This is a genomic window from Ruminococcus sp. AM42-11, from assembly GCF_003480145.1.
GTDB lineage: Bacteria > Bacillota > Clostridia > Lachnospirales > Lachnospiraceae > Blautia_A > Blautia_A faecis.
In genome coordinates this window covers 1-1,581 of sequence record NZ_QUIO01000093.1, presented here as the reverse complement: position 1 = coordinate 1,581, position 1,581 = coordinate 1, and the positions used below count along the sequence as shown (strand labels likewise).

Annotated in this window: 1 protein-coding gene; it reads right to left on the bottom strand. The window is 38.0% G+C overall.

The features are described from left to right. Positions 1 to 165: 165 nt before the first annotated feature. On the bottom strand, positions 166 to 1,497 hold the full coding sequence (locus tag DW904_RS22495; RefSeq protein ID WP_118584333.1) for an IS4 family transposase: 1,332 nt from the start codon (positions 1,495 to 1,497) through the stop codon (positions 166 to 168). Positions 1,498 to 1,581: the final 84 nt, after the last annotated feature.

Sequence of the window (1,581 nt, the reverse complement as noted above, 5' to 3'; positions counted from 1 at the left end):
CAACATCATAAACTTAAGATTAGATATTACACATTTATATTATCCTGCTAAAAACTCATTTCAAAAGGGCAGATTAAAACGAAGAGAAATCTTCACAGAGCTCCTTCTGTATACTTTAACAACTTAAAATGCCCATAATCTCCCTTTAAACGGAGAATGGGCATTTTAAAAGCTACTCTTTTGATTGTTTTTATATTTATTTGAGATGTTTTTTCTACGCTCTTTTCCAGGTAGTTCCCTTATGGGAAGTACATAGCGCTCCATTTCTTCCTGTAGTTCTCCAAGTTTTTTGATCCGCTTCTTTTCCTCCGGTTCCAAAAGGATTTTTAGCATAGTCTCTTTGAAAAGACCGATGGCTACATTTTCATTGGTATGCATGGGATATTTATTCCTGTTTTCCCGTCCTGCTGCTGCGGCCTCTTCGTCCGCACTGTTCCGAATGTCCTGAACCATGTTATATACTAAAACCTGCGCCCAAAAATCCTGGTGCACATATACTGTGGCTTTCCCTGTTACACTTTCAAATTTCATTTTGTTTTTTAGAGTATTGTATTTCTTCTCAATTTCCCATCTTTGGTAATATAAATCCGCTAATTCTTCTGCGGTAATTGTATCCGGAAGATCTGTCATCAGCGCAAGTTCATTCCCGGAGGGAAGAGTCGATTTTGATATTCTTACCAGCGTGCTCCCTTTCTTTTGCATCTGTTCATATCGTTCCGGATGTTTTTTTCGTATTTTTTGTAGGCGTGCAGATGAATGTTTTAAAATGACTTTTTCATCTGCCGACTGCATCCGTTTACGTTCTGCCATATAATCGTTGGATGAAAGACGGATCAGATAATGAATCCCTTCCGTTTCCAGAAAGTCAATAAACTCTAAGGAAGGATAACCGCGGTCAAAAACTGCGACAACCGGCTTCCTGATTCCAAATTTTTTTAATTGTTTTAAGTTTCTTTTTGCCAGTTCGTTTTCACTGATGCAAATATGTTCAATTTCAATATCCAGGTAAAAATGATTCAAAACATCATACATTCCGCTTACCAGTGCCCGTACCTGCCCTTTCCCGGAATGCTGGTTGCCGCTGTTTCCAAATGCTTCCCTGTTATCCTTTGAGTTTGGAACTTCCGCCTTGCTCCCGTCAATCGCGATTAACAAATATCCTTTCCACAGTCTGGGTTCGTCAGAACGATAAAAATCCATAAGATATTTACGGTTCAGATAGGGAAAAATTTCCGGATTTAGACGTTTTCTCTGTTGTAGATATCCCTGGACAGATAACTGCATAGACAAGTCTCCTTTTTCTTTGAAATAGTTTCTAAGTTCAAATGTCGTGGTAAGCCCCTTTTTTGAAAGACAGCATAGCAACATGTCTTTTAGGGGCATTTTTCGCTTTCTCGAAAAAGCATGGTTTCCATTCTGTCTCGCATATTTTGCAATTTCCGGATCAGATAATAATGCAGAAAACTTTTGAAATCTTGTTTTATAAGATTTAATCATATACACCCCTGCCTATATTTTAACACAATGAAAGGAACCTGCGAACAGATTCCTTTCCATTTTTTTCTTAAGTTTATGATGTTG

What these genes read in the sequence shown, in the direction of transcription:
- DW904_RS22495 (WP_118584333.1), bottom strand. Translation starts at nt 1,497, where the DNA reads ATGATTAAATCTTATAAAACAAGATTTCAAAAGTTTTCTGCATTATTA.